The organism is Gemella sp. 27098_8_92 (assembly GCF_041433685.1).
Taxonomy (GTDB): Bacteria; Bacillota; Bacilli; order Staphylococcales; family Gemellaceae; genus Gemella.
In genome coordinates, this window is record NZ_JAPWBZ010000007.1 from 1 (window position 1) to 24,991 (window position 24,991).

General features: G+C 31.9%; 22 protein-coding genes and 18 tRNA genes. 37 read left to right on the forward strand and 3 right to left on the reverse strand.

Features of this window, described 5'->3' with window-relative positions:
- Positions 1-29 precede the first annotated feature (29 nt).
- The 23 genes from O3802_RS05915 (at position 30) to O3802_RS06025 (ending at position 5,463) form a co-directional block, all read left to right on the forward strand.
- A tRNA-Val gene (locus O3802_RS05915) sits at positions 30-105 on the forward strand.
- 5 nt (positions 106-110) lie between these two features.
- Positions 111-186, forward strand: a tRNA-Thr gene (locus O3802_RS05920).
- A 10-nt stretch (positions 187-196) separates the two neighbouring features.
- A tRNA-Lys gene (locus O3802_RS05925) sits at positions 197-272 on the forward strand.
- Positions 273-279: 7 nt separating this feature from the next.
- Positions 280-364 (forward strand) — tRNA-Leu (locus O3802_RS05930).
- 11 nt (positions 365-375) lie between these two features.
- Positions 376-450, forward strand: a tRNA-Gly gene (locus O3802_RS05935).
- Positions 451-464: 14 nt separating this feature from the next.
- Positions 465-551: transfer RNA gene (locus O3802_RS05940), tRNA-Leu, on the forward strand.
- A gap of 8 nt (positions 552-559) precedes the next feature.
- Positions 560-636, forward strand: a tRNA-Arg gene (locus O3802_RS05945).
- A 10-nt stretch (positions 637-646) separates the two neighbouring features.
- A tRNA-Pro gene (locus tag O3802_RS05950) sits at positions 647-723 on the forward strand.
- Positions 724-740: 17 nt separating this feature from the next.
- Positions 741-816, forward strand: a tRNA-Ala gene (locus O3802_RS05955).
- 26 nt (positions 817-842) lie between these two features.
- A tRNA-Met gene (locus O3802_RS05960) sits at positions 843-919 on the forward strand.
- A 29-nt stretch (positions 920-948) separates the two neighbouring features.
- Positions 949-1,025 (forward strand) — tRNA-Ile (locus tag O3802_RS05965).
- Between the two features lie 6 nt (positions 1,026-1,031).
- Positions 1,032-1,124: transfer RNA gene (locus O3802_RS05970), tRNA-Ser, on the forward strand.
- An 11-nt stretch (positions 1,125-1,135) separates the two neighbouring features.
- Positions 1,136-1,209: transfer RNA gene (locus O3802_RS05975), tRNA-Met, on the forward strand.
- Between the two features lie 10 nt (positions 1,210-1,219).
- Positions 1,220-1,295, forward strand: a tRNA-Asp gene (locus O3802_RS05980).
- Between the two features lie 25 nt (positions 1,296-1,320).
- Positions 1,321-1,396: transfer RNA gene (locus O3802_RS05985), tRNA-Phe, on the forward strand.
- Between the two features lie 4 nt (positions 1,397-1,400).
- A tRNA-Thr gene (locus O3802_RS05990) sits at positions 1,401-1,473 on the forward strand.
- Positions 1,474-1,485: 12 nt separating this feature from the next.
- Positions 1,486-1,569, forward strand: a tRNA-Tyr gene (locus O3802_RS05995).
- Positions 1,570-1,572: 3 nt separating this feature from the next.
- Positions 1,573-1,643 (forward strand) — tRNA-Trp (locus O3802_RS06000).
- A gap of 278 nt (positions 1,644-1,921) precedes the next feature.
- Positions 1,922-2,806 (forward strand): ParB/RepB/Spo0J family partition protein, encoded by an 885-nt coding sequence (locus tag O3802_RS06005; protein ID WP_371458717.1) that lies wholly within the window; start codon positions 1,922-1,924, stop codon positions 2,804-2,806.
- Positions 2,784-3,542, forward strand: coding sequence for a ParA family protein (locus O3802_RS06010; protein ID WP_371458718.1), 759 nt, complete (start codon positions 2,784-2,786; stop codon positions 3,540-3,542). Before O3802_RS06005 ends, O3802_RS06010 begins: the two co-directional genes overlap by 23 nt.
- On the forward strand, positions 3,535-4,392 hold the full coding sequence (locus tag O3802_RS06015; protein ID WP_371458719.1) for a ParB/RepB/Spo0J family partition protein: 858 nt from the start codon (positions 3,535-3,537) through the stop codon (positions 4,390-4,392). The genes O3802_RS06010 and O3802_RS06015 overlap by 8 nt, the downstream gene beginning before the upstream one ends.
- A gap of 3 nt (positions 4,393-4,395) precedes the next feature.
- Complete coding sequence (locus tag O3802_RS06020; RefSeq protein WP_371458720.1) at positions 4,396-5,262, forward strand: mechanosensitive ion channel family protein; 867 nt, start codon at positions 4,396-4,398, stop codon at positions 5,260-5,262.
- Between the two features lie 12 nt (positions 5,263-5,274).
- Complete coding sequence (locus O3802_RS06025) at positions 5,275-5,463, forward strand: DUF951 domain-containing protein (RefSeq protein ID WP_371458721.1); 189 nt, start codon at positions 5,275-5,277, stop codon at positions 5,461-5,463.
- A gap of 39 nt (positions 5,464-5,502) precedes the next feature.
- Here O3802_RS06025 and O3802_RS06030 read toward each other — a convergent pair whose 3' ends face one another.
- Positions 5,503-6,108, reverse strand: coding sequence for a TetR/AcrR family transcriptional regulator (locus tag O3802_RS06030; RefSeq protein WP_371458722.1), 606 nt, complete (start codon positions 6,106-6,108; stop codon positions 5,503-5,505).
- Between the two features lie 210 nt (positions 6,109-6,318).
- Here O3802_RS06030 and O3802_RS06035 point away from each other — a divergent pair, with 210 nt between their 5' ends.
- Positions 6,319-7,446, forward strand: a complete 1,128-nt coding sequence (locus O3802_RS06035) for a YhgE/Pip domain-containing protein (RefSeq protein WP_371458723.1) — start codon at positions 6,319-6,321, stop codon at positions 7,444-7,446.
- A 137-nt stretch (positions 7,447-7,583) separates the two neighbouring features.
- Here the strand turns inward: O3802_RS06035 and O3802_RS06040 are convergent, their stop codons facing one another.
- Positions 7,584-8,432 (reverse strand): VOC family protein, encoded by an 849-nt coding sequence (locus O3802_RS06040; protein WP_371458724.1) that lies wholly within the window; start codon positions 8,430-8,432, stop codon positions 7,584-7,586.
- A 302-nt stretch (positions 8,433-8,734) separates the two neighbouring features.
- Between O3802_RS06040 and ychF the strand changes: the two genes are divergently transcribed.
- The 3 genes from ychF to O3802_RS06055 all read left to right on the forward strand — a co-directional run bounded on the left by ychF (position 8,735) and on the right by O3802_RS06055 (position 13,669).
- Positions 8,735-9,835 (forward strand): redox-regulated ATPase YchF, encoded by a 1,101-nt coding sequence (ychF, locus tag O3802_RS06045; protein WP_004633336.1) that lies wholly within the window; start codon positions 8,735-8,737, stop codon positions 9,833-9,835.
- Between the two features lie 977 nt (positions 9,836-10,812).
- A complete protein-coding gene (locus tag O3802_RS06050; protein WP_371458725.1) occupies positions 10,813-12,267 on the forward strand; it encodes a coiled-coil domain-containing protein in 1,455 nt (484 codons plus the stop codon).
- 115 nt (positions 12,268-12,382) lie between these two features.
- A complete protein-coding gene (locus tag O3802_RS06055) occupies positions 12,383-13,669 on the forward strand; it encodes a DUF6792 domain-containing protein (RefSeq protein ID WP_371458726.1) in 1,287 nt (428 codons plus the stop codon).
- Positions 13,670-13,752: 83 nt separating this feature from the next.
- On the opposite strand, the gene O3802_RS06060 is transcribed toward O3802_RS06055, so the two are convergent.
- Positions 13,753-16,035 (reverse strand): transglycosylase domain-containing protein, encoded by a 2,283-nt coding sequence (locus O3802_RS06060; RefSeq protein WP_371458727.1) that lies wholly within the window; start codon positions 16,033-16,035, stop codon positions 13,753-13,755.
- Positions 16,036-16,210: 175 nt separating this feature from the next.
- Here O3802_RS06060 and tyrS point away from each other — a divergent pair, with 175 nt between their 5' ends.
- From tyrS to cysE, 10 genes are all read left to right on the forward strand, one after another.
- Complete coding sequence (gene tyrS, locus O3802_RS06065; RefSeq protein ID WP_371458728.1) at positions 16,211-17,464, forward strand: tyrosine--tRNA ligase; 1,254 nt, start codon at positions 16,211-16,213, stop codon at positions 17,462-17,464.
- Between the two features lie 40 nt (positions 17,465-17,504).
- Positions 17,505-18,182, forward strand: coding sequence for a ribose-5-phosphate isomerase RpiA (rpiA, locus tag O3802_RS06070; RefSeq protein WP_371458729.1), 678 nt, complete (start codon positions 17,505-17,507; stop codon positions 18,180-18,182).
- A 27-nt stretch (positions 18,183-18,209) separates the two neighbouring features.
- Positions 18,210-19,262 (forward strand): hypothetical protein, encoded by a 1,053-nt coding sequence (locus tag O3802_RS06075; protein WP_371458730.1) that lies wholly within the window; start codon positions 18,210-18,212, stop codon positions 19,260-19,262.
- Positions 19,263-19,322: 60 nt separating this feature from the next.
- On the forward strand, positions 19,323-19,640 hold the full coding sequence (locus O3802_RS06080) for a metal-sulfur cluster assembly factor (RefSeq protein ID WP_371458731.1): 318 nt from the start codon (positions 19,323-19,325) through the stop codon (positions 19,638-19,640).
- Between the two features lie 391 nt (positions 19,641-20,031).
- Entirely contained in the window at positions 20,032-20,850 is an 819-nt protein-coding gene (locus O3802_RS06085; RefSeq protein ID WP_371458732.1) for a C39 family peptidase, read from the forward strand.
- Between the two features lie 216 nt (positions 20,851-21,066).
- The gene (locus O3802_RS06090; RefSeq protein ID WP_371458733.1) at positions 21,067-21,627 is read left to right on the forward strand and encodes a DUF402 domain-containing protein; all 561 of its coding nucleotides are present in this window, start codon (positions 21,067-21,069) and stop codon (positions 21,625-21,627) included.
- Positions 21,614-22,426 (forward strand): NAD kinase, encoded by an 813-nt coding sequence (locus O3802_RS06095; RefSeq protein ID WP_371458734.1) that lies wholly within the window; start codon positions 21,614-21,616, stop codon positions 22,424-22,426. Before O3802_RS06090 ends, O3802_RS06095 begins: the two co-directional genes overlap by 14 nt.
- Positions 22,419-23,303 carry an RluA family pseudouridine synthase gene (locus O3802_RS06100; RefSeq protein ID WP_371458735.1) on the forward strand — a complete coding sequence of 295 codons (885 nt, stop codon included), beginning with the start codon at positions 22,419-22,421 and terminating at the stop codon, positions 23,301-23,303. The genes O3802_RS06095 and O3802_RS06100 overlap by 8 nt, the downstream gene beginning before the upstream one ends.
- Before the next feature lie 197 nt (positions 23,304-23,500).
- A complete protein-coding gene (gene cysK, locus O3802_RS06105; RefSeq protein WP_371458736.1) occupies positions 23,501-24,409 on the forward strand; it encodes a cysteine synthase A in 909 nt (302 codons plus the stop codon).
- Positions 24,409-24,930, forward strand: a complete 522-nt coding sequence (gene cysE, locus O3802_RS06110; protein ID WP_371458737.1) for a serine O-acetyltransferase — start codon at positions 24,409-24,411, stop codon at positions 24,928-24,930. The genes cysK and cysE overlap by 1 nt, the downstream gene beginning before the upstream one ends.
- Positions 24,931-24,991: the final 61 nt, after the last annotated feature.

Here is a 24,991-nt window from a genome sequence, read left to right on the forward strand (position 1 = left end):
AGACTAGAACGTTGCCAGGCTTTTATTTTGGAGGTTTAGCTCAGCTGGGAGAGCACTTGCCTTACAAGCAAGGGGTCAGCGGTTCGATCCCGTTAACCTCCACCATTTATGCCGGCCTAGCTCAGTTGGTAGAGCAACTGACTTGTAATCAGTAGGTCGGGGGTTCAAGTCCTCTGGCCGGCACCATTTAAATTTAGAGCCATTAGCTCAGTTGGTAGAGCATTTGACTTTTAATCAAAGGGTCGAAGGTTCGAGTCCTTCATGGCTCACCATTCTTTTGCGGGTGTGGCGGAATTGGCAGACGCACTAGACTTAGGATCTAGCGCCTCACGGCGTGGGGGTTCGACTCCCTTCACCCGCACCATTCTAATATTCGCGAAAGTAGTTCAGGGGTAGAACATCACCTTGCCAAGGTGAGGGTCGCGGGTTCAAATCCCGTCTTTCGCTCCAATAGTTAATATAGTGCCGGGGTGGCGGAACTGGCAGACGCACAGGACTTAAAATCCTGCGGTAGCAATACCGTACCGGTTCGATTCCGGTCCTCGGCACCATTATATTAGCGCCCATAGCTCAATTGGATAGAGCGTTTGACTACGGATCAAAAGGTTAGGGGTTCGACTCCTCTTGGGCGCGCCATTTAAAACCTCGGGAAGTAGCTCAGCTTGGTAGAGCACTTGGTTTGGGACCAAGGGGTCGCAGGTTCGAATCCTGTCTTCCCGACCATTGAAAATAATTATTATGGGGCCTTAGCTCAGCTGGGAGAGCGCCTGCTTTGCACGCAGGAGGTCAGCGGTTCGATCCCGCTAGGCTCCACCATTTTAAATTGAATTTAAGCCTTTATTGGCGGCGTAGCTCAGCTGGCTAGAGCGTACGGTTCATACCCGTAAGGTCGGGGGTTCGATCCCCTCTGCCGCCACCAATAATGTTTAGTGAATTCTTAAGGAACACGGACTCTTAGCTCAGTTGGTTAGAGCTATCGGCTCATAACCGATCGGTCGCAGGTTCGAGTCCTGCAGAGTCCACCATATTAAGGAGGAATACCCAAGTCCGGCTGAAGGGATCGGTCTTGAAAACCGACAGGAGTGTAAAAGCTCGCAGGGGTTCGAATCCCCTTTCCTCCTCCATTTTTTATTATCGCGGGATGGAGCAGTCTGGCAGCTCGTTGGGCTCATAACCCAAAGGTCGATGGTTCAAATCCATCTCCCGCAATTTTCAACTAGGTCCCGTGGTGTAGCGGTTATCACGCCTGCCTGTCACGCAGGAGATCGCGGGTTCGATTCCCGTCGGGACCGCCATTTTTTTATGCAAAAATTAATATTTGCCTCGATAGCTCAGTTGGTAGAGCAATGGATTGAAGCTCCATGTGTCGGCAGTTCGACTCTGTCTCGAGGCACCATGTTGCCGGCCTAGCTCAGTTGGTAGAGCAACTGACTTGTAATCAGTAGGTCGGGGGTTCAAGTCCTCTGGCCGGCATTTTTTTATATAGGGAAGATAGCGAAGAGGCTAAACGCGGCGGACTGTAAATCCGCTCCTTAGGGTTCAGTGGTTCGAATCCACTTCTTCCCACCATTTAGGGACGTAGTTTAACGGTAGAACAAAGGTCTCCAAAACCTTTGGTGTGGGTTCGATTCCTGCCGTCCCTGTTCAGATGGATGTAATCTTTATGATTACATCTTTTTTTGTTTTTATTTCAATAAATTATATTCTTAAAACTATATAGTGAGCGTGATCAGTAGGTAAGAATGCAGTAAGCACTTTTTATCTATTTTTATTATCTTGAAATTTAGTAGATTAGGGAAATAATTTCAAGAATGTAATGTGAATAAGCCTTAGTAGATAAAATTTATCGGGAAATATTTTTGACAAACCAATATATATGTGATATTGTATTAGTGTAATATTTACTAATAGGAGGTAAAATATGATAGAGAGTGTAAAACCATTTAGTAAATTATATGATTTGACACACAGAGCTGAGAAAGTTGGTATTTCAGATGATGATGTCCTACGAGAAATATTAGTAGATAAAATAGTACCAAATAAATACCAACCAAGACACGAATTTACAGAAGATAAAATAAAAGAACTAGCAGAATCTATTAAACAAAATGGCTTATTACAGTCTATTACGGTTAGGGATATAGGGAATGGATTCTATGAGTTAATTGCTGGAGAACGTCGACTTCGTGCTATAAAATATTTACAACATGCGACTACTAAAGCAATAGTAAAAGAATTAACTGAAGAGCAAATGGCGACACTAGCGCTTATTGAAAATATTCAACGAGAAGAGTTAACTCCGATAGAAGAGGCACACGCTTATCAAGAGTTATTGCGTATAAACAAATTAACACAAGATGAACTTGCAAAATCATTAGGTAAAACTCAGGCGACAGTTGCTAATAAATTGCGTTTATTAAAATTAAGTAAAAAAGTAATAGAAGCAATTAATTCGAAAAAGATAACAGAGCGTCACGGACGAGCAATGGTAAAACTTGATGAATCTGCTCAAGAAAAGATTTTATCACAAATTTTATCACAAAATTTAAATGTTTCGCAAACAGAAGAAAAAATAGATACATATCTAAAAATTAAAAAAGATGTTAAATCTGTATCTACAAATACTAATTACGATGCACAGAAATTAGTAAGTAAATTAACAAAAGAAATAGCAAAATTAGAAGAAAAATATGGAATAGATTTAAATAAAGAGGAAGAAGAAAATATGGAAAATATAGTTATAAAAGTAACTATTCCTCGTTATTTGAAGAAAGAGGAGAACGATGAAAATTTTAGCGATATGTAACCAAAAAGGTGGAGTAGGTAAAACTACGACTTCAATAAATTTAGCAGCATCTTTAGCACATCTTAAAAAGAAAGTGTTGCTTATAGATACTGATCCACAAGCTAATGCTACTAGCGGTGTTGGAATAGATAAGGCAGGTCTAGAACAATCTATCTATAATATTTTAGTAGATGAGGTTGATATTAATAGCGTTATTATTAAAACTGCTTATGAGAATTTAGACATTGTACCTTCTAGTATTGCTTTAGCAGGTGCAGAGGTAGAATTAGTATCTGCGATTAGCCGTGAACAACGCATGAAAAATGCAATAGCGGATATAAAAGAAAAATATGACTACATAATAATAGATTGTCCACCATCATTAGGATTAATTACTTTAAACTCACTAACGGCTGCCGATGGTGTTATTATCCCTGTTCAAACAGAGTACTATGCTCTTGAAGGTCTTAGCCAATTGATGAATACATTTAATATAGTTCGTAAACATCTTAATTCTAGATTAGATATATTTGGAGTATTGCTTACAATGACAGATAGTCGTACAAATATTTCTAATCAAGTAGGAGATCAAGTGCGTGAGCATTTCAAGGGAAAAGCATTTGAAACAGTTATCTCTAGAACAGTTCGTCTAAGTGAAGCGCCAAGTTTTGGGGAACCAATTATAGAATATGCAAAAAATTCTAATGGAGCAAAACAATATTTATCATTAGCTAAAGAGGTGATTGAACGTGGCTAAAAAGTTAGGAAAAGGATTGGGACGTGGACTAGATGCTATTTTTGCAACGGAGCATATAGAATTAGTAGAAGATAATGATAAAGTAGTGGAAATTCCGCTAGAAGAAATCAAAAAAAATCCATATCAACCACGTACAGTTTTCAACGAAGAAAAATTAAATGAATTAAAAGATTCTATTGAAAAGAATGGATTATTACAGCCGATAGTTGTTAAAAAAGCAGTAAAAGGATATTATATTATCGCTGGAGAACGACGCTTCCGTGCTTTTGAGCTTTTAGGTAAGAAAACTATACCAGCTATTATAAAAGAGATGAGCGACGAAGAGATGATGATTTTCGCCGTTCTAGAAAATTTACAACGTGAAGATTTATCGTCGTTAGAAGAAGCAGAAAGTTATAAAAATCTAATGGACAAGATGGACCTTACTCAAGAAGAGCTTGCTAAAAAACTTGGGAAAAGCCGTCCATATATAGCTAATAGCCTACGCCTTTTGAAATTGCCAGCAGAAATAAAAGCAGAACTAGAAAAAGGAATAATTAGTGCTGCGCATGCAAGAACATTATTAGCGCTTAAAACTAAAAAGGCTATGATTGAAGTGTGTAATCGCGTTAAAGAGCGTCAGATGTCCGTTCGTGAACTAGAAGAGTATATTAATAATCTGACTAAACCCAAAATGACTAAAAAAGTAAAAGCGAAAGATATTTTTATAGAAGAGCAAGAAAATATCTTAAAAAAACGTCTTGGAACAGTTGTTACGATTAAACAAAATCGTAATAAAAAGGGTAAAATAGAAATAGAATTTAAAGATAATGATGAATTCGAAAGAATTATAGCACTATTTAAGGACTAGCGTATGAATTTTATTAATGAAAAAATTTTAAAAATATTCAATAATGTTGATCTTTGGCTTAATATTTTAGAAAAAGCATTATTAATAGTTATAATAATTGTAGTAGCAATAATAGGTGTAAAAATCCTAAACAAAATTATAGATTATATAATGACGACAAGGGACAATGCCAACAAAAAATTCAACATTAAGTTTAACGAAAAAAGATCAGAAACTCTGCATAAACTTGTAAAAAGTACGGTTAGATACACGGTTTACTTTATTGCTTTCTTCCAAATTTTAGCAACTGTAGGAGTGAATACAACTAGTATAGTTGCAAGTGCAGGGATAGCTTCTGTCGCCATTGGTTTTGGTGCTCAAAATTTAGTAAAAGATATTATTTCTGGATTTTTTATAATTCTTGAAGGGCAGTTTGATGTCGGAGATAATGTAAAAATTTATAATCAAGCGGCATTTATTGCGGAAGGAAGTGTTCTTTCACTTGGGCTGCGTTCGACAAAAATTCGCTCTAAAGGTGGAGAGATTTATTTTATTCCTAATGGTACAATTAATCAAGTTATCAATTACTCATTGACTTATAATCTAGCAATCTGTGAGTTTCCAATTAATATTGAGACAACAATAGAGGATTTAGAAAATGAAGTACAATCTATCCTAGACTCTGCTAATAATAATGACGCTTATAAATCTTATTTATACAAAAATGATAAGTTAAGGTTAGATGCAATTGACAAGATAGAAGATAATATAGCTTATATAACAATTGTCGGTAAGGCAAAAGCAGGAAAAAATTCAAGCATAGAAACTATGTTGCGCCGAGATTTTTACAATGTTTTCAAAGATAGGCTTAAAGGAAAAGATGAGAAATAGGAGGAAAGAAGTATGGATTATGGCTTAGGTGATATAGTAGAGATGAAAAAGCAACATCCATGCGGTACAAATAGATGGGAAATCACACGCATGGGAGCAGATATTAAAATAAAATGTCTAAAGTGTGATAATAATATTATGATGCCAAGACGAGATTTTAATAAAAAAATAAAAAAAATTATTGAGAAAAGATCAGAGTAGAAAAAACAGTAGAATTGAGAAATTCTGCTGTTTTTTGCATTATTTCATGTTTTCTTTTACAAAATTAACAAGTCCAGTTGAAATGATTTTGCTGTAAAAAGGAAATAATTCTTGAACCGTTAATTCTGGATGTTCAGTCCAATAATATAGTATAGAAATAAAACTTGCGGCTTGGAAATTAAATAAAAGATCCTTTTCTATATTATTTAATTTGAGTGAAGCGAGAGAGAAAGTTCTTTCAAAAACCTTAAGCATAGTATTATTTAATTTATTTTGAAATGTTATACTACCATTTTCACTCATAAGTATATGCATGGTACCAAGGTGTTTTTCAAATATATTAAAAAAGTTATTATCAACAGTTATATAATCCTTTATTTCGAAAGAAACATCTATATTTTTATTTGGTAAACTACTTATAAAAGTACCATGAAAATTAATAATTTCGGATAAAATACTATCTTCTATTTTTTCTAATACTTCATACTTATCTAAATAGTGGCGATAAAAGGTAGAGCGATTAATATCGATTAAAGTAGTAATATCGTTAACTGTTATAGCTTCAAATTTTTTAGTTTTCATCAATTCAAGTAATGATTCCTGTATTTTTCTTTTTGTTTTTGTTTTTTTATTAATATAACTCACCATAACCTCCATGTAAAAAATAAAAGAAACAAATTATTTAAAATTGTTGAAAATGCAACAATATGATGAAATTTGATTCTCGTTTTTTAGTTAATCAAAGTATATAATAAAATTATCAAAAAAGCAACAATGTGTTGTAAAAATATATAGAAAGGATTTTGAGGGATTTTAGCATAAATAGTTCTAAAACTCAAAAAGTAGGAAAAGAAAATGAAAAAATATGGAAAAATAACAGGACTACTTCTAGCTGTAGTAGTAATAATATTGAGTATATTTATGAGTACTCAAATACCAACAGTAAATCCCAAAATTACAGATTTACCTTTTGCAATAGTAAATCAAGATAAGAATGAAACAACTACTGCGATGATAGAAAAACTTAAAGAGAACTCTACTTTAAATGATAAAGTAAGTTTGAAATGGGTAGAAGTGGGTAGTAAAGATGAAGCTATAGAAAAAATGAATAATAAAGAATACTATGGAGCAATTGTTATTCCAGAAAATTATACAAAATCTTTAGCTACATTAGTGTCTTCAAACGCTAAGGCACCTGAATTCACAGTGCTCGTTAACCAAGGTATGAATAGCCAACTTTCAACTCAAGTCTCACAAATTCTTACACAGGTTGTAAATAAAAGTGGGGAGATGGCTAGTACACAAATAATCAAACAAGCTGAGGCAGCAAATAAGCCTTTGCCAGCAAAAGTAGTTGGGAACTTAATAAATCCAGTTAAAGTTAATGTAGAGGATATTAATGCTACCGGTGATTTCTCAACTGCGCCATCAGCATATTTTTCACCAATTTGGATGTCTTCTTTAGTAGGAAGTGTTATACTATTTATGTATAGTCGTAAAGAGGCGAACACAATTAAAGAAAGAGTAGTGCAAAAAACAGTTCAACTATGTATAATAGGCCTAGTTTCTGTAACAATAGGCTTACTGGCTCCGTATTTCTCAGAATGGATTTTAGGGGTGACAGTAGATAATTATTCAGGAATTGCAACATTTTTAAGTATTTCAACATTCGCATTTATAACGTTGATTTTTGGTATAATTAGCTTAATAGGACTTGCAGGAGTTCCACTGGCTGTTTTACTATTATTCTTTGCGCTACCATTGTTATCATTAGCGCCTGAAATGCTAAGTAGTTTCTATACAGATTGGGTGTTACCATGGTTACCAATGCGTATGTTATTTGACGGAGTAAAAAATATTCTATACTTTGGTCAAGGGGGATGGAATCTGGCTACTAAAGAATTGATTTATGTAGTAATAATTGGGGTGACTTTAATATTATTAAGTATCCTAAAAAAAGATAAAGTAAAAAATAACTTTTAAGTAAACTTTAATTATAGATTAAAGTATATGTAAAGTAGCAATACTATAATATAGTTATACCAAAACTTAATAATATTTTTTTTCATAATATATGGCTCGCCAATTGGCGAGCCGTTCTCCTTTTTTAGACACTTTAATTAAATGCTTTTTATTAATTTTACTTCAATTCCATTAGGATCTTGTATAAATATAGCATCCTCAGTTTCTTTTCTTATAGTAGTATTAGTTGCCTTAATATTTTGAATAAGCTTTAGATATTCATCTTTATCTGTTACGATAATTTCGAAATAAGCTAATCCAGGAAAATCTTTTTGTCTATCATTCAAGTTATTACCTGCCCAATTATTTACAGCAAGATGATGGTGGTAATCTCCATGGGCAATCCAGCTTGCAGATGGCACTGTGAATTTATCTAAAAAGTTTAAAACACTCTGATAAAATGCAGATGATACTTTAGAATCACGGACACTTAGGTGAATATGCCCGATAATAGTGTCAGTGGGTAATTCATATGGGGAGATAGTTTTAGAGATATCAAGTAAATGGTCTGCGTCTAATCTCTCGGTAATGCCGACGATAGTTCCATCAGGACGTCTATCCCAAAAACTTTCGTCTTTATCATAGTATACTTCAATACCATTTCCTTCAGCGTCACTCAAATAAATAGCATTAGAGTAACCGTGTTCAGCCCCACCTTCCAGCCTAGTTTTTGATGTTACAAAATGTTTAAGAATATCTGCTAAATCTTGTTCGGTTGGAACTAGGTATGCAATATGGTATAATCCGTAAGAATTTACAAATTTATGAGAAGTTTTTTGCAGTTTAAGAAGCGGAGTCTTATTTGAAGTACCTAAAAGAACAAAGTCCTTATCTTCTTCCAACACCGTCATTCCCATAATATGTCTATAAAAATTAGTTTGTTTTTCCAAATCTTGAACATTAAGACTTGCGATACCAAGTTTAATATTTGAGTTGTAGTTTTTCATTATTAAGCACCATTCTAACAATTTATTAGATATATTTATATCTTACAATATAGTTTACCTACTAAACTATATTTTGTAAAGTACGCATTTTTAGAATAGTTAGTATCATTTTAGATACTAATGGATAAAATTAATTATAATTTGCAAAAAATAATTCAAATAATATAATATTAAATGCTAAGATATAGTTTTTATGGTATAATATGGTAGTTGAGTAGGTGAAGGCCTAAATATTTAGAAAAATAAAGAAGATTTGTTTTTCGTATATATAAATAATAAAGAGAAAAGGAGTGATTATTACTATGGCATTAACAGCCGGAATAGTAGGATTACCAAACGTAGGGAAAAGTACACTTTTCAATGCAATAACGAAAGCAGGAGCATTAGCAGCAAACTATCCATTCGCAACAATTGATCCAAATGTTGGGATTGTAGAAGTACCTGACCATAGATTAAATAAATTAACAGAATTAGTAGAACCGAAAAAAACAGTACCAACATCATTTGAATTTACTGATATCGCTGGTATTGTAAAAGGTGCATCAAAAGGTGAAGGACTAGGAAATAAATTTTTAAGTCATATCCGTGAAGTAGATGCAATTTGTCAAGTTGTTAGATGTTTTGAAGATGAAAATATTACACACGTAGCAGGTGGTGTAGATCCATTATATGATATTGAAGTAATCAACTTAGAATTGATTTTAGCTGACCTTGAAAGTGTAGAAAAACGCATAGGACGTGTAGAAAAGCAAGCTAAACAAAAAGATAAAGATGCTGTAGCTGAGTTTGGAGTATTATCAAAAGTACGCGATATTCTTAAAGAAGAAAAACCAGCGCGTCTTTTAGAATTAGATAAAGAAGAACAAAAAATCGCTAAAAATCTACACCTATTAACTATGAAACCAATGCTTTATGTAGCAAATGTTAGTGAAGATGATTTACTAGACGTTGACGCTAATAAACACGTAGCAAGTGTTCGCGAATTTGCAGCAAACGAAGGAAGCCAAGTAATCGTGGTTTGTGCAAAAATCGAAGAAGAGATGGCGTCTCTTGAAGACGAAGAAAAAGCAATGTTCTTAGAAGAATTAGGAATTGATGAAAGTGGTCTTGATAAACTTATTAAAGCAAGTTATAGTTTATTAGGTCTTGCGACATACTTTACTGCTGGTGTTCAAGAAGTACGTGCTTGGACTTTCAAAAAAGGAATGTTAGCGCCAGAATGTGCTGGTATCATTCACTCTGATTTTGAACGTGGATTTATCCGTGCAGAGACTGTAAGTTACGATGATTTATTAGAATATGGAAGTATGGTAAAGGCAAAAGAAGCAGGACGTGTTCGTCTTGAAGGAAAAGAATACGAAGTTAAAGATGGCGATATAATGCTATTTAGATTTAATGTATAAGAATAAATAGAGAAGTAACCTTAGAGTTTTATTAAAACTTTAAGGTTATTTAAGTTTTTGATGATATTATATAATTGTTAATTATAAAAAACATTAAAAAATTACTAATTTATTATTTCTACTTAATATGAACTTAAAATTTTGGTAGTTCTTGAAATGAATATATATTCTTATATGAATGAGGTTGAATTTTTTCTTTTTTGATAAACTATAAACCATAATAATTTTAAATAATCAAATTATAAAAAATAACCGCCAAATAGTCATAAAGTGAAGAAAGATAATATGGTAAATATATAGTTGGTAAAAATATAATATATAGGATTTTAATTAAATATATTCGGAGGAGAGTAAGTAACTTTAATAGGATTTCTGTTAGAGCTTTGAGATGAATATAATAATCCTAACAAAGAGAGCATAGCTATTTATACTGTTTTGAAGTTTAAGATAATAAGATAAGGATACTTAATAGCGGTTTTTGGCGAATTTTATATTGCAGACGGTATGAGATTTACAATAAAAATTTGTATATTTATAGTAAAAAAGTAAAAGTATTTCAGTGTGGTAAAACTAAAATTAAAGGTTTTGAACACGATAATATTCTATATTAAAAAAAGATTCCTACATATATAATAGATATAAATCATATATTAGTCATATTATAAAATATAATTATTATATAGAAGAATGATAGGTGTAATTTCTTTAAAAATTTTAATATAGATATACAAAATACTAAAGATTTGGAGAATCTTTGTAAAAATATTACTGTGTATAAATATATAAGGAGTATCCTATAATATTAATATCTTACCTAATAGTAGCTATGTTATTTAATTTACTTAAAAAATAAAGAATTTCTAAAATTTGATAAATAAATGCTCAAATATATTATAAAATAGTATGGATATAATATCTAAGAGTTACTTAAGGTTGAAATTTTAACAGTAAATTACAAATAAAATTAGGAGAATTATATGAATAGAAAACTAAAGACAACTATCACAATTAGTGCAGTAATTGCAGGAAGTATATTAATGGTAAATGCTCAAGAAGCAAAAGCTAATGATGCCAACACAACATCATCTTCTCAGGAAACAGGTTTAATTACTAAAACTAAAGAGGGAACTGTAAAAAAAGCAGACGTTGATAAAGCAAAAGTAGAGTATGAGACGTCGAAAAGTAAAGAGGATGCTTTAAAAAATACGGTACAAGAAAAGACGGAAAAATCTAAAACATTAGAAGAAAAAGTTAAAAAGTTAGAAAATACTAAGAAAAAAGCCGAATCAATCACAGAAGATACGATGAAACAGTTTGCTAAAGAGATTGATAAAACGACTAAAGAAAAAGAAGAAAAAACTAAATCATTAGAGCAACACCGTAGAGATTTGGTTGGAGAAGAAGCAGCTGTAGATCAGGCAAAAACAGAGTTAGAGAAAGCTAAAAATCAAATTAAACTGAAAAAAGAACGTATAGGTGAATTAAAATCTCAAATCCAAGATATATCTACTAATGATAAACAGTTAGAAGATAAAAAATTAGAAAAAAATAACTTAGAGAAAAAAGCTAATGATTTAACTATAGAAAAGACTAAGTTAGAACAAAAAATTAAAGATTTGAAAGCCGGGCCTAAAGATGAGACAAGCACTGACAAACTTAATAAAGCTACAGAAGCTCTAAAAGGCGTTGAGCAAGAATTAGGAGAAGTAACTGAAAAGTTAACTAAAGTTGGAAAACAAATTAAAGATTTAGAAGAAAGAAAAAAAGTTGCTAATCAATTACTAAAAGACTTGACTGATGAATTGACTGAAGTTGAAAAAGATATAAAAACTTTAGAAGGCGCTTTGTCTGAAAATGAGAAAAAAGTAAATGATGGTACAAGCAAAGTAAAAAAATTAGCATTTGAAATTAAAGGATTAGAAGAAGATATTAAATCAATAGAGGATAAGTTGCAAAAATTATTAAATGATCAACAGGAGGCGCAGACTTTACATGCACAGTACCTTAAACTTGTTGAAGATTTAAAAAAAGCAAAAGAAGAATTGACACTGGCAAATGAAGAGTTAAAATCTGCACAGGAAAACTTGACTGCAGCAAGTGCCGATGCTAAAGCAAAATATGATAAATATACAGCTATTTTAAAACAATATGAATTAGAAAAATTAACATATGGTACCACAAAGGATGCTCCAACTATTGAAAAACCAGAATTTGATATTAGTAAGTTAGTTAAACCATCTAAACCAGATGGCTCAACTAAACCTACTAGTCCAACATTATGTGATGGGAATAAAGAAATCGAACGTAATCAAAAGGGGGGAGCGGTATTAGCGAAAACCGGTATAAATACTAAATCATCAGTATTTACGGGAATAATAATGTTAGTCGCTTCATTAATTATGCGCCTTATGAGCCGAAGAAAAACAAAATAGTTATGATAATTAGAGTCTAGAAAAAAAGTCTAGGCTCTTTTTTATTTTTTTACTGAATATTTTTTGTGATATAATATAAAAAGAACTAGAGAGATTGTAGAGAAGAGGGATTAATATGTTTTTACGTTTTTTCCATAATCCGTTACTTTTAGCGAAGTTAACTTGGTATGAGTATTTGATAAAAGGAAATAAGAAGCAAAGCACGGCTGAATATAAAATAAAAAGAATTATTCAAGACGTTACAGGTGAGAAAATAGATGATATAGTAGTCTATAATTGTGGTTTATCGACTCCAAAACTTGCAAAAAATGGTTTTCAAGCAACGGCTATTTATCTGGAAAAGTACAATGAATTGTTGGTAATTTTTCGAGGGACTGAGCTTGATGACATGAGTGATTGGTTTTACAATTATACAGGAATAGTTTCAGGAGAGAATACTAGTCAGATTGATTCTGCATTTGCATTTTTAAAATTTCTTAAGAAAAAAATACCTAATTTTGATGTATGTTATAAAGTTGCAGCTGGACATTCTTTAGGAGGGCACTTAGCTATAACAGTAGAATTATTAAGAAAGACTTTCCAGCGAGTTTATACTTATAATACGGCGTTACCACAATTAAAACAACTACGTAAATACGATAAAAAGTATAATAAGCAGTTAGAAGCATACTTTTTAGAAAAGGATCTAGAAGAAACCAATAAACTTCAAGAATTTACTGAGAATTATTATGCTAAAGATGCGCATCATATTTATAATTATTTAAGAAAAAATGATTTTGTTCAATCACTAAATATGACAGTAGGGACATTTAATGTAGGAAAAACTATAGAATTTCCTCCAGTATTAAAGACATTTGTTCCCCCAGAAGATTTCTTAACAGAAGAAGATACATATGAATTGGATAGAATTTTTGGGGATTTTTATAATAGATTACTAGAAAAAGGCTTTACCCCCGATTTGGTAAAGGAAAAGGAAAAAGAAATTGCTGATGAATTTGTTGCGTTTTTAATTTCTGAGATAAAAGATCCTATACAAAGCCAGGTAACAATCTTGCGCCGTAGGAATAATAAAGAAGAAGGAAATGAGAATATAAAAAAAGCGTATCGTACTTTTAAGGCTGTTTATAATTATATGTTATATCTTGCTCATTCTGGTATTATCTTAGAAGATGTTATAAATAATGAGGATGGGAAAAAGGCTCAATCAATGTTTGAAGAGATTTTGGGCAATGGAACAATAACTAGCTTTAAGAAATTAATAAAACCTCTACAAGAATTTTATACGTTAACGAAAGCAATATATATGATAACTCATGCGAAAGAATTAGATGATATTGAAGGCTGGGCAGAAGTCGCTGATGCTCATGATTTAACAGCTATGTACGATGTATTAGAAGGATAGAAAAGACTTAACAATACCGACTTACAAAGGTCAGGTGTTGTTAAGTCTTTCTTTTTTATGTTTCATAAAGTATAAAGAACAAATTAGTCATCCGTGTCATTATCTGATGAACGCTCATGAGGCTCTTCATTTTTATCTTTGTCATCTTTTTCCTTATCGTCTTTTTCTTTATCGTTTTTCTTCATAATAGTCCTTGGTGCGCCAAAAGTTAAATCTTTATCAATGCTATAACCAAATTTCGCAAGAATTTTGTCTTTAGATAATTCTGTAAAACCATTTGGAATCATATCAGAAATGGAACCTTTTGCGTTGTTGTAAGGATTTATAGAAAAATCTATTACAGAATTTGGTCTAGTGAAGGCTGTATCAGGAGATACAAGCTTACTATCATAGCTATAAATAGCATTCATTATTGCAGCCCAAGATTTGTGAGCATAGTCATAACTTGGTACAGTAGCTGGTTTATCATAACCATTCCAAACACCGACAGTAATATTTTTTGTTCCACCAACAACCCAAAGATCTTTGTAATATTCAGAAGTTCCTGTTTTTACAAATAGGTTTTTACTGCTAAAGTCAAGTTGTTTTGCTATATCAGCTGAAGTACCATAACTTGCATTAATTACATCATTAAGCATATTTAAAATTAAATAACTTGTAGAATCATTGTAAATGCGAATAGGTGTGTGATTGGCTTGGTAGATTATTTCATTATCATTGTTGCGAATTTCTTCTATGATATATGCTTTTTTATGTTCCCCCATATTGGCAAATGTGGAAAAACCACTAGTATTTTCCATTACAGAAACTCCATAACTCATTCCACCGATAGAGGCAGCAAGAGATGTATGATCTGTTTCTGTCATACCTTTGAATTCCATTTTTTCAAGATACTCTTTAACAGGATCTTCTTTTACAAAAGCGGAATATAACCTAATTGTCGATAAGTTAAGTGATTGAGCAAGTGCTTTTCTTGCAGAAATATAGCCGTATTCTATTCTTGTAAAGTTTTCAGGTGTCCAACCGTGATAGTTAAATCGTTTATCTAAGACAGTAGAATTTGGAGTGATATATCCTTTATCAATAGCAGGTCCATAAACCAGTAGAGGTTTGATTGAAGAACCTGGAGAACGTTTAGTACGAGTAGCATGATTTAGCTGTTGTTTTTTATAATTCATTCCACCGATAAAGGCTAAAACCTTGCCAGTGTCATTTTCTATAACTGAAGCCCCAATTTCTAATGGATATGTTGAGCCATCTTGATAAGACGCTGGATAGTTTTCAAATTGTTTTTTTATTTCTTGAAGTTTATCATAAAGTTTTTTATCTAAGGTTGTTTTTACTTTATAACCACCTGTAATAAATTTTGTCTTACTTTTTTCGATTAGTTCAGCGTGATAAGTAGCATTATTTTTAAATTGTTGAAACCTATTATTTTTTATTGCTGTTTGTTCAGCTAAGATTTCTGCAACAGATGCTGTTACTTCATCACGAATATAAGGGTATTCAGTATATTCTTCAACTTTTTGTTTAGTAAAAGATCCTTTAATATCAAAATCAAGAGCCTCTTTATATTGAGAAGAATTGATAAAATTATTCGCCTTCATTCGTGATAGAACATATTTTTGACGCTCTATACCAGCTTGTAGTTCTTCATCTGGTCTAATATTACCTGCATTATCAAATGGAGTATATCTGTATGGTGATTGAACAAAACCTACAAGATAAGCTGCCTGAGCAACATTTAAATCTTTAGCGTGAGTACCGAAAACACCCTGTGCAGCAGTTTCTATTCCGCTGATATTTTGACCTAAACTATTCTTTCCGAAAGAAGCGACATTTAAGTAGTTTTCAAGAATTTCCTTTTTAGAGAAGTGATTATCTACCCTAAGGGCTAATAAAATTTCCTTTGCTTTTCTTTCGTAAGAACGAGAGTTATCTAACAATTGGTTTTTTACAAGTTGCTGCGTTATTGTACTTCCTCCGCTAGTGTGGGCACCAGTAACTTCACTGTAAACAGCACGGATTAATCCAAATATTTCTACACCATTATTAGAATAAAAATTAGAGTCTTCACTAGCAATGGTTGCATTTTTAACATTTTCACCTAAGTCTTCATAACTTACAGTTTTTCTAATGAGCTCTGAGTTAAGGGTACCTAACTTTTCACCGGTACCGAAATAAACTTCACTGTTTTTACTAATATTATTAATTTGTTCTTTCATTTCTTTTTGGTCTAAAATAGGTTGATCCTTAACTAATCCTCCTATAAAACCAAGAGCTATCCCGGCTCCAAAGCTTATGAAAATAGTAAATATTAATAAAAAAATTCTAAGAAATGAAGTTTTAATCTTCTTTTTTTCCATAGAAATCCCCTTGGTTATATATTTTACTACATTATATCATATTTTTGAGAAAACTCTAAATTAAATCATAATAATGATAAAGTTTTATAGTCAAAAAATAGTGAAAAACTATCAAAGAAATAGCTAAATTGTGATATAATGGAAACATACGTATGAAAGAAACAAGGAGGTTAGCATGAGTAACTTGTTAGAAGAACTAAAATATAGAGATTTAGTATATCAACAAACTGATGAAGAAGGTATAAAAAAACTATTAGAAACGGAAAGTGTATCAATTTATTGTGGAACAGACCCTACTGGAGATTCTCTTCATGTTGGGCATTTATTGCCGTTTTTAACATTAAAAAGATTTGCGAAATATGGACACAAGCCAGTAGTTTTAGTTGGGGGAGGAACTGGAATTATTGGGGATCCTTCAGGACGTAGTGAAGAACGTCAATTACAAAGTTTAGAAACTATTGCGGAGAATGCTAAAAAATTAGAAAATCAACTGCGTAATATTTTCAGAGGAGATGAAAATATTAAATTTGTAAATAACGGGGATTGGTTAGGGAAAATGTCTATGATTGAATTTTTACGCGATTATGGAAAACTAATCAACGTTAATTATATGTTGGCAAAAGATTCAGTATCAAGTCGTTTAGAGAATGGTTTGTCATTTACAGAGTTTAGTTACACATTATTACAAGGTATCGACTATGCTTATCTTAACGAACATCATGGGGTAAAAATGCAACTTGGTGGTTCGGATCAATGGGGGAACATTACTACAGGGCTAGAAATTATGCGCAAACTTCGCGGTGATGTAGAAGCGTATGGCTTTACTATTCCGTTAATGTTAAAATCAGATGGAACAAAATTTGGGAAATCAACAGGTGGAGCAGTATGGTTAGACCCGGAAAAAACGACACCTTACGAGTTTTACCAGTTTTGGTTTAATACAGCAGATGGGGATACAATCTCAGCTATTAAAAAATTCACATTCTTAGAAAAAGAAGAAATTGAAAAGTTGGAAGAAAGCTTGGCAAAAGAGCCACACTTACGTCTTGCCCAAAAAGCTCTAGCAGAAGAGTTGGTAAAAATTGTACATGGTGAAGCGGCTTTAGAGAGCGCACTAAATATTACAAAAGCATTATTCTCAGGAAATATTAAAGAACTAACTCTTGATGAATTAAAAGTAGCTGTAAAAGGTATGCCAAAAGCTCAATTACCAAAAGAGGATATCAATATAGTAGATTTCCTAGTTGAAAGTGGTGTAGTTACTTCTAAACGCCAAGCACGTGAAGATGTAAATAACGGAGCAATTTCTATAAATGGGGACAAAGTTACTGATTTAGCTTTCACTGTAGATAGCAGCTCACGTCTTGAAGATAGTTTTACAGTTGTAAGACGTGGTAAGAAAAATTACAAGTTGGTAGAGTACAAATAATATTAAATAAATATATACATCATTAAAAGGGGAACGAAAAATGAATTTAAAAGAAGTTGTTGGTAAAGAAGCTGTTAATTATGTGAAGGATGGTATGATAGTAGGTCTTGGGACAGGCTCTACTGTGTTTTACTTTGTTCATGCACTAGCTGAAAAAGTGAAAGAAGGTTTGAATATAGAGATGGTATCAACATCTATTCAAACAGTGGAACTAGCTAAAAGTTTAGGGCTTGTTATTAAGGAACTAGAAGAAATAGATCATATCGATCTTGCTGTTGACGGTGTAGATGAGATTGATAAAAACTTCAACGCGATAAAAGGCGGTGGAGCTGCACTATTTAGAGAAAAAATAGTTGCGGATATTGCCGAAAAAATAATTTGGATTTTTGATGAAAGTAAAGATGTAGAAAAATTGGGGAACTTTAATCTACCTGTAGAAATTTTACCATTTGGATATAGCCATACTATTAGAAAAATGGAAAAATTAGGACTAAATCCAGTATTGCGCCTAAAAGATGGGAAAACTTTAGTAACTGATAACCATAATTATATTGTAGATTTACATCTAGGTTATGGTTTCGATATAGATGAAGTGAAGAATAAGTTGGCTGGTATTGTTGGTGTAGTTGAACATGGATTATTCTTAAATATGTGCGATTTATGTATTTCAGGAACTCCAAACGGAGCGGTAATAATAGAAAATCCAAATAAAAAATAATTTTAGAAGATAGAAGTTGGGTTAAAAATGAGAAAAAGTTATATAAGAGGATCAAAAGTTTCGATTATAATAGCTATAATATTGTTTGTAGTAAGTTTTGTGTTTACGGTTGCTTCGATAAATAGTTTTAGGAGTTTGGAAACATTATATAAAGAAGGAGACCACTTTTCTGGAGATTCTGGTTACTCAATTATTAAAGTTGCAGCTATAGAAGAACAAAATATAGTTGATGAAAAGCTCAAAGAAGATGAAAAATTTTATTTAGTCGACTATGAGCGAGGCTTTATAATGCTAAAAGCAACGGAAAAAGAATTAGAAAAATTCCTTGACGGTCGAAAACTACAAGATGGGAAACTGACTAATTTATCAAGTGAAAATATTTACAAACGTATTGATGCTATTCCAGAAGTTACTTATGGAAGACGCAGTAGTAGAAAAGTAAATATCACACATGAGCTAAGACGTAAATTTGTAGAATCAGTTCAAAAGAGTAGCTTAATAAAAGAACGTGTAAAGCAGATTCTCGATGAAGTTGGGATTAAAGATAATAAAGATGCTTATACAAGTAAATTGAAAGAAAAACCATTTTATTCTAATATGTACTTGAAACCAATAGGATGGGGATATTATGTTATGACTATAGGGGTACCGTTTGTTTTATCTGCTATAACTATAGGTATAATATTTTCAATAAGAAGAAGAATTCGTCATGCTCGTAGTGAATACGAAGAGCTATTTATTGAATTCCCTGAAACAGAAAGAGACTTGGATATTCTTTTGCGTGAAGCGCAGTACCTAGATGAAGGTCTTAAAGTTTTAATCTATAAAGATTCAATAATTGTTTATAAAGGCGTGTTTAATTTTGAACCTCTACGTGATATTAAGAGACTAGAGTTTAGAAAAGTTATAGATTCCAAAGGACGTTTACAAGGATATATGTTAGATATACTAAGATTAGATGACACATCTAACTTTGACATAAAGATAGGTATGATTAGAAAAGAAACAGAACAACATATAGTTCAACTGGGTAACTATATTAAAGAAGAGTATAAAAAAGGAGTTGGCTACAGATTTTAGGAATAAAATAAAAAGAGTAGCTGAAATAAGTATAAAGTTTTTTTAAACAGGAGGAAAAAAATGGAAACTTTAAAAGATAGAGTTATAGAGGCTTTAGAAAATGTAATTGATCCAGAATTAGGGATTGATATTATGAATTTAGGATTAGTCTATGATGTTAAGATGAGTGACGATAATAAGCATGCTATTGTAGATATGACATTAACATCAATGGGATGTCCTTTAGCACCGGTTATAATCGAACAAGTAGAAACTGCTATGCTAGGTATTGATGAGATAGAAAAAGTTGATGTCAATATAGTTTGGGAGCCAGCGTGGACAAAAGATAGAATGTCACGTTATGCTAAAATAGCCCTAGGAGTAATTGATTACGAATAAAATAAAAAAAAGTCAGATGAGTAGTAAAAAAATTATCTGACTTTTTGTTTAATCCAACAGGAACACCTACTAAAATTTTTAGTAGGTGCATTTGCAAATTATATCAGCTTAGTTACTTCAATAGTATATTTTCAGAGGAAGATTAAATATCCCTAAAATCTTCTACCAAAAATTCTTCTCATAATTACCCCAAAGACAAACTGAATATAAAGAGCCCTAGTATATACACTTATAGAATAACAGTAAATTTTGTCTTTGTCAACAGAGATTTAGTTTTTTTCTCCAAAAATTATTGTGTGATATAACTAGCTAGTAAGTCTAGGATGAGAATAGACTAAGAAGGAAAGAATATGCTAAAATAATAGTAGGAAAAAGAAGGGGGGAGAACGAGATGAAAATTATAAAATTGTTGTTAAACGCGATATTAATTGTTAGTTTTTTATGTGGTTGTAGTAAAAATATAGATAAAAAAGAGGGTGCCCCAACTAAGACGGAGGAGAATAAAAAAGAAGATAATAAAGTAAACCGTCAAGAAAATAATCCTAATGATAAAAATAATATTAATAATAATGAGGTTATAAATAAGACTCAAGATGGAGAAAAATCCCCAAATAATGAAACGTCTCAAGTAAAAGAAACACCAGAAGAAACTAATAGAAAAGTTAGACTTAATGTAACACCACAAGTACAAAAAGTTTGGTATTATTGTGCTCCTACTAGTGTTAGTATGATTTTATCATATCGCGGAGTATATGTAGATCAATTCACATTAGCTAAAGAAATGGGGACTTATGAACCATTTGGAACACATAATAAAGATGCTATAAGAGTATTAAATAAATATATGTTTGGATATGAATTCCCAGCTATAGGACAAGCAGGTTATCGTTTAGAAGCGGTAGTCGGTGGTGAGCAAAGTGTACAAGAAATTTCATTATTTAAGCAGAGATTAAAGAAAAACATAAAGGATGGGTATCCTATGTATTTAACAATGGATGTTTCTAAAATATATCCAGGTTTAAAGGGAGAACATAATGTTACAGCAATCGGCTATATAGAAACAGAAGATGGCTCTGATATAAAATATGTTTATTATTTAGATCCAGCTCCTAAAGTACAAGATAGCGTATATGGTGGGCTAAAAATAGAAACACCAGAGAAATTATTGAATTCAATGCTAACATGTGAAGAACCTAACTATGCATGGTAAGAAAATAAAGAATTAGTTGTTTACAAAAATAAGCTTATTTTTACAAGTGAAATATAGGAATAATTTTGCTTGTAAAAATGCTTAAATAATCTAACAACTAGTTCTTTTATTTTGTGAAAAATAATTGAGAGAAATAGATAATTAAGGTGGAATAAGAAGGAATAATTATGATATAATAAAAAAGATATGAAGAATAAAATGATGAAAGGAGAGAGTATGTATAGAGATGGAAAGCCCCAAAAGGGGGATGTAGTAAAAATAATCGCTTATAAACATGATGGTTCTATACATAGAATTTGGCATAAAAATATTGTTCTTGAAGCGGATGAACAAGTTTTAATTTTGGCAAATAATAGAACATTAGTTACAGAAAATGATGGCCGAACTTGGGTAACAAAAGAGATTGCTTTAGTTTATTTCCATAGTGAGAGTTGGTTTAATATAATATGTATGTTTAGGGAAGATGGCGTACATTATTATTCAAATCTAAGTAGCCCGTTTGCTTATGATGTAGACGGTGTGAAATATATTGATTATGACCTTGACATTAAAAAATATCCAGATGGTAAATACTTCTTATTGGATGAAGATGAGTATAACCAAAACAAAGTTCGTTACAACTATGGGGAGAAGATTGATAAAATATTAAAATATAATGTTAACAAACTGCAAGAATGGATAGATAATAATCAAGGAGCGTTAGCACCGGATTTTGCAGATGTTTGGCTAGAAAATTATGAAAAAATAACAAAAGAGGACAAAAATGTTAAAAGGTAAATTTTGCATAGAGACAAGGGATGATGAAGTTTCAGCAGAAATTGGAAATAAGTTAAAAGAATTTCTTCTTGCTAGTGGTGTGAAAGAAGATTTAGAAGATCCAGATTATGTTTTTGCAATTGGTGGAGATGGGACAGTGCTGCGTACTTTCAATAAGCACATAGATAATTTAGATAAGATAAAATTTCTATCTATACACACAGGTCACCTAGGGTTTTATACAGACTATTCGGTTCAGAATTTTGAAAAATTATTTTTTGATATGTTGGCTTTAGAGCCGAAAATAGAACAATATCCGATATTAAGATTAAAAGCATATTGTGAAGATGGAGAGCTAATAGGGGAGTATTATTCTTTAAATGAAATTACTGTAAATAATCATACAGGAACAACTTATGCGGCTAAAGTTTATATAAATGGTGTTCATTTCGAGAGCTTTAGGGGAGACGGACTATGTATAAGTACACCAACGGGATCTACGGCTTACAATAAAAGTCTTGGTGGGGCTGTAATTCATCCACAATCAGCCGTATATCAAGTTACAGAGATTGCAGCATTAAATAATCTGGTTTATAGAACATTAGGGAATTCTTTAATTTTATCAGAAGATGATGAATTAACTATAAAGCCTATAAATGCTGATAATCATCGTATAAGTGTTGACCATTTACATTTTAATTATGAAACAATATCAAAACTACAAATTACTTTAGCAAAGGATAAAAAGATTTCGTTTATTCGTTACAACGATGATAGTTTTTGGCAACGAGTAAAAAGATCGTTTATTAGCAATGACTAATTTAGTATTAACTTATACAATAGAAAAAGAACAATGTTTACGGGAGTTTTTGTTAGAAAATAACATCTCGCGTAAAACTTTAACAAGGATAAAATTTGATAATGATGGCAGTATTAAGGTAAATGACAAAGAAGAAAATGTCCGCTATATTTTGAAAAATGGTGACAAAGTAACAATAACATTGCCAAGTGAAAAATTTAGCGAACATGTTCGTTTTATAGAAGGGAATCTGGATATTATTTATGAAGACGAGTATTTTCTTGTAGTCAATAAACCTGCTAATCTACCTTCTATTCCTTCAAGAAATGAAGAAGATGCTTCGCTTTTAGAAATAGTTAATACTTATTTTCATGATAATAACTATGTTACTATTCCACATATAGTCACTCGCCTTGACAAAAATACTACAGGACTAGTTTTAATCGCCAAACATCGTCATATTCATGCGCTATTTGACAAAATAGACATAAATAAATTTTATCTTGCACTCGCAAAAGGAAAAGTTGCTGACCAAGTTATAGAAGCCAATATAAAAAGAGAAGCGGATAGTATTATAACCAGATGTGTTGCAGAAGATGGTGATTATGCAAAAACACAAGTTTGGTTAGAAAAATATGACGAAAAGAATGATGCGAGTTTGGTAAAATTAAAATTATTTACGGGACGTACTCATCAAATACGAGTGCATATGAGTCATTTAGGTCATCTGCTTTTAGGAGATGAACTGTATGGAGGGAACAAAGACCTTATAGCAAGACAAGCATTACATTGTCATAACTTGCAATTTAAACATCCGATAACACAAAAAGAACTTTCTTTGGAAGCTCCTTTAGCAGGAGATATTAAAAATATTACAGATAGTATAGGAATAGATTAATTTCTATGCTATTTATTTAATTTTTAAAAAAACAAGTACTTAATGTATTCAAAGTAGTATTTACCAAAATACTAAAGAATTATTTTGTAATAAATTTTCAGAATATTCGAGTTAAATAATTTTCTATAAATATAATTTATGATATAATCGAAGGTAAACAATTTTGTTATTTAATTAAATGAAAAAGGAGAGAGACTATGTTAACATCATCATTAAAATTTGTAGGGAATACACCTATATATCAGTTAGATAACACAAATATCTTCGTGAAACTTGAAAAATATAACTTAGGAGGAAGCGTTAAAGATCGTGCTGTTCTTGGTATGCTGGAAGAAGCAAAACGTCAAGGAAAAGTAAATAGCGATACTATTATCGTAGAACCAACTAGTGGAAACACTGGGATTGCTGTTGCTATTTTAGCATCAGTATTAGGATTGAAGGCTGTTGTTATTATGCCTGAAAGTATGAGTATAGAGCGTCGTACGTTAATTAAAGCATACGGAGCACAATTAATTTTGACACCAAAAGAATTAGGAATTAAAGGATCAATCGATAAAGCAGCAGAAATTCGTGAAAAATATGATAATGCTATTTCTTTAAGCCAATTTGATAATCCTGCAAATCCAGCATATCACTATGCAACTACAGCGAAAGAAATTTTAGAGCAAGTCCCAGATTTAGATATCTTTGTGGCAGGAGTAGGAACTGGCGGAACATTTTCTGGTGTCGCTAAATATTTAAAAGAAAACAAACCAGAAGTTTTAGCGATTGCACTTGAACCAGAAGAATCACCAGCTATTAGTAAAGGACATGGAGGAGTTCACAAAATCCAAGGTATTGGAACAGGATTTATACCAGAGAACTTTAATAAAGAACTTATGGATGAAATCTATACAGTATCAAGCGATGAAGCAATAAGTGAAACTAAAAACTTCGTGAGAACAACTGGTATTGGAGTTGGAATTTCCTCAGGAGCGGCTATTGCTGGTGCAAAAAAAGTAGCGGCTAAGTACCCTGATAAAAAAATTGTAACAATCTTACCTGACGGAGTAGATAAATATCTATCTATGTTAGAGTTTGATGAAGTTACATATGTAGAAGTGTAATGAAGTTTTTTGATAATTTACGCTATAACATTAACCGAGTACTTAGAGAAGATCCTGCTGCTGAGTCTAAACTTATGATATATTTAACATATCCACATATAAAGGCATTGAACTATCACTATTTTGCACATAAGCTATATAAGAAAAACCATCATACTTTGGCAAGAATACTTGCTAAACGCGCTAGACGAATAACAGGTATAGAAATTCATCCAGGAGCCCAAATAGGTAAAGGTCTATTTATAGATCACGGTATGGGAGTTGTAATTGGTGAAACTGCAATTGTAGGGGATAATGTTACTATGTACCATGGAACAACTTTAGGAGGGACTACATTAAATCCGATAAAAAGACATCCAACTATAGGGAATAATGTTATTATCGGTGCAGGGGCCAAGGTTTTAGGTAATATTACAGTAGGAGATAATTCTAAAATAGGAGCAAATGCGGTTTTGAAAAAGAGTGTACCTCCTGGTACAATAGTTTATGAGGCCCGTCCTACAACAAAATGTGAAGAATAAGATCAACTGAAATCCAAGTTATTTTGCTTGGATTTTAGTTTTTTTAATTATAAAATAATGA

Coding starts and splice junctions, on each gene's coding strand:
- O3802_RS06005 (WP_371458717.1), top strand. CDS start 1,922: ATGATAGAGAGTGTAAAACCATTTAGTAAATTATATGATTTGACACAC.
- O3802_RS06010 (WP_371458718.1), top strand. CDS start 2,784: ATGAAAATTTTAGCGATATGTAACCAAAAAGGTGGAGTAGGTAAAACT.
- O3802_RS06020 (WP_371458720.1), top strand. CDS start 4,396: ATGAATTTTATTAATGAAAAAATTTTAAAAATATTCAATAATGTTGAT.
- O3802_RS06025 (WP_371458721.1), top strand. CDS start 5,275: ATGGATTATGGCTTAGGTGATATAGTAGAGATGAAAAAGCAACATCCA.
- O3802_RS06035 (WP_371458723.1), top strand. CDS start 6,319: ATGAAAAAATATGGAAAAATAACAGGACTACTTCTAGCTGTAGTAGTA.
- O3802_RS06040 (WP_371458724.1), bottom strand. CDS start 8,432: ATGAAAAACTACAACTCAAATATTAAACTTGGTATCGCAAGTCTTAAT.
- ychF (WP_004633336.1), top strand. CDS start 8,735: ATGGCATTAACAGCCGGAATAGTAGGATTACCAAACGTAGGGAAAAGT.
- O3802_RS06050 (WP_371458725.1), top strand. CDS start 10,813: ATGAATAGAAAACTAAAGACAACTATCACAATTAGTGCAGTAATTGCA.
- O3802_RS06055 (WP_371458726.1), top strand. CDS start 12,383: ATGTTTTTACGTTTTTTCCATAATCCGTTACTTTTAGCGAAGTTAACT.
- O3802_RS06060 (WP_371458727.1), bottom strand. CDS start 16,035: ATGGAAAAAAAGAAGATTAAAACTTCATTTCTTAGAATTTTTTTATTA.
- tyrS (WP_371458728.1), top strand. CDS start 16,211: ATGAGTAACTTGTTAGAAGAACTAAAATATAGAGATTTAGTATATCAA.
- rpiA (WP_371458729.1), top strand. CDS start 17,505: ATGAATTTAAAAGAAGTTGTTGGTAAAGAAGCTGTTAATTATGTGAAG.
- O3802_RS06075 (WP_371458730.1), top strand. CDS start 18,210: ATGAGAAAAAGTTATATAAGAGGATCAAAAGTTTCGATTATAATAGCT.
- O3802_RS06080 (WP_371458731.1), top strand. CDS start 19,323: ATGGAAACTTTAAAAGATAGAGTTATAGAGGCTTTAGAAAATGTAATT.
- O3802_RS06085 (WP_371458732.1), top strand. CDS start 20,032: ATGAAAATTATAAAATTGTTGTTAAACGCGATATTAATTGTTAGTTTT.
- O3802_RS06090 (WP_371458733.1), top strand. CDS start 21,067: ATGTATAGAGATGGAAAGCCCCAAAAGGGGGATGTAGTAAAAATAATC.
- O3802_RS06095 (WP_371458734.1), top strand. CDS start 21,614: ATGTTAAAAGGTAAATTTTGCATAGAGACAAGGGATGATGAAGTTTCA.
- O3802_RS06100 (WP_371458735.1), top strand. CDS start 22,419: ATGACTAATTTAGTATTAACTTATACAATAGAAAAAGAACAATGTTTA.
- cysK (WP_371458736.1), top strand. CDS start 23,501: ATGTTAACATCATCATTAAAATTTGTAGGGAATACACCTATATATCAG.
- cysE (WP_371458737.1), top strand. CDS start 24,409: ATGAAGTTTTTTGATAATTTACGCTATAACATTAACCGAGTACTTAGA.